The sequence below is a fragment of the Burkholderia sp. E168m23 genome (assembly GCF_016586125.1).
Lineage (GTDB): Bacteria > Pseudomonadota > Gammaproteobacteria > Burkholderiales > Burkholderiaceae > Burkholderia > Burkholderia orbicola.
This window is the reverse complement of sequence record NZ_BCPP01001126.1, coordinates 1-2076: the sequence shown is the minus strand read 5'-3', so window position 1 is coordinate 2076 and position 2076 is coordinate 1. Positions and strand designations below refer to the sequence as shown.

Genomic DNA, 2076 nt, shown 5'->3' with positions numbered 1-2076 from the left:
CCGCACGGTGATCGAGGCGACGATCATCATCGAGTATCTCGGCCTGAACCATCCGGGCCCCGTGCGCCTGCTGCCCGACGATCCGCGCGCCGCGCTCGAGGTGCGCACGATGGACCGCTTCTTCGACAACTACGTGGCGACGCCGCAGCAGAAGGTCGTGTTCGATGCGCTGCGGCCGGAAGCCGAGCGCGATGCGCGCGGGGTGGCCGATGCGCGTGCGATGCTCGACACGTCGTATGCGTGGCTTGACAAGACGATGGCCGATCGCGAATGGGCGGCCGGCGATCGTTTCAGCCTCGCCGATTGCGGCGCGGCGCCGTTCCTGTTCTACGCGGACTGGACGCACCGGATCGATCCGGCGTTCGCGAACGTGATCGCGTACCGCAAGCGTCTGCTCGCGCGGCCGTCGTTTGCACGCGCGGTCGACGAGGCACGGCCGTATCGTTCGTTCTTTCCGCTTGGCGCGCCCGATCGCGATTGACAGGCGGGGCCGTCGCACAGCGTGCCGCTGCCGCGCATGGCCGGCAGCGTGCGCCGGGGCGACGGAGCGACAGCAGCAGCGGCAGCATCGCGCGGGTGGCCGTCACATCGTGCGCGTGGCCGACTGCGCGAGCGTCAGCAGTTCGTCGAACTGCGTGATCAACTCGAAGCACAGCAGGAACGCGAGCGTATAGGCCGGCGCGGGGAAGCGCCGGATCATCTCCAGCACCTGCGGCGCGAAGCGCGAGCGGATCGCGTCGCGCGTCAGCAGCCACGCGATCGCGATGCCGATCGCCGCGCCCGCGATCAGGTCGGTCGGATAGTGAAAGCCGAGATACGCGCGCGGCAGGCAGATGAACACGACCGAATACAGCAGCGCGACGATGCCGACGCGGCGCGCGATGATGAAGATGCCGGTCGCGATCGCCATCCACAGCATCGCGTGATCGCTCGGAAACGAACTCCATGTCTGCAGCGTTGCCGCACGCAATCCGGCCGACGGAAAGTGCAGGTGGAGGTCGGGGTTGTAGATCGGCCGCACGCGGAATGGCAGCACCTGCGCCAGCACGCGGCCGACGGCGAGCGCGATGAGCCCGCTCGCGACGGTGGCGACGACCAGCTCGCGTTGTCGCTCGCGGGTCGGGCCGGGCTGGAACCACAGCCAGCACAGCACGGGAATGAGCACGAAGCCCTTGAACGTGTAGAGGCCCGCGATCACGCGGATTGTGTGATTCATCAGCGGGCCGAACGTCACATGAGTGAGGAAGACCTGGATCGTGGTGTCGAAATTGTTCATGTCCTGTGCGACCCGGACGGACGCGCAGCGCATGACAGGCGGCCGGCTGGATCGGAAAGCGCGCTCGCACGGAGCGCAATGGGGGGCAAGTATGTCACCCGTTATTTCGAAGAAAATGCGAAAAAATACCGGGATTCCCCTGATGAAGCGGGGCTGGGTGGTGGGGCCGGATGGGGGCGCGCCGTGCGGCGCGGCAAGGCCGAATCGTCCGACGTTTGCGTGCGGGCGTACAGGGCCGCCGGAAAAATATTTGGGTGAACTGGACAATTCGGTATGCCGCCGCGGACCTTGCGCCGGATGAACGATTGCCGTGCTGGCGCGGCGCGAATCTGCCGGGCGGCGCAGCGTCACGCGCACCGATAAAAAAACGGGCAAGCCTCATGGGCTTGCCCGCCGGCGTGACGCGATGCCCGACTTCAGTTGCGCCACACCCGCACGGCGAGCGCGGCCAGCGACGTCGCGACGGCCAGCGCGGTCACCGCATTCCAGCCCAGTTGCGCGAGCAACAAACTGCCGATCGCGGCGCCGGCCGCCATCCCGATGAACATGCCGACGAACAGCACCGCGTTGAGGCGGCTGCGCGACGCGGGATCGATCCGGTAGACGATCGACTGGTGCGCGATCAGCGTCGCCTGCACGCCGAGATCGAAGCCGATCGTCGCGACCGCGAGCAGCACGAGCTGCGCATGCGGCGACATCAGCGGCGCAGCGGCCATCGATGCGAACGACAGCGTCGCGATGCCGATCCCGATGCGCGTGACGCGCTCCGGGCCGTGATGGTCGGCCAGGCGCCCGGCGAC

The 2076-nt window shown here is 67.7% G+C and carries 4 protein-coding genes; 2 read left to right on the top strand and 2 right to left on the bottom strand.

The window, feature by feature from the left end:
* The coding region (locus tag JMF90_RS34840; protein ID WP_201326140.1) for a glutathione S-transferase family protein at nucleotides 1-481 on the top strand (481 nt) is incomplete at its 5' end.
* A 102-nt stretch (nucleotides 482-583) separates the two neighbouring features.
* Here JMF90_RS34840 and JMF90_RS34835 read toward each other — a convergent pair.
* Nucleotides 584-1276 carry a phosphatase PAP2 family protein gene (locus tag JMF90_RS34835; protein ID WP_041489512.1) on the bottom strand — a complete coding sequence of 231 codons (693 nt, stop codon included), beginning with the start codon at nucleotides 1274-1276 and terminating at the stop codon, nucleotides 584-586.
* Between JMF90_RS34835 and JMF90_RS34830 the strand changes: the two genes are divergently transcribed.
* Entirely contained in the window at nucleotides 1235-1534 is a 300-nt protein-coding gene (locus tag JMF90_RS34830) for a hypothetical protein (protein WP_166488162.1), read from the top strand. The genes JMF90_RS34835 and JMF90_RS34830 overlap by 42 nt on opposite strands.
* A 158-nt stretch (nucleotides 1535-1692) precedes the next feature.
* Here JMF90_RS34830 and JMF90_RS34825 read toward each other — a convergent pair.
* On the bottom strand, nucleotides 1693-2076 hold a 384-nt coding region (locus JMF90_RS34825), incomplete at its 5' end, for an MFS transporter (RefSeq protein ID WP_201326139.1).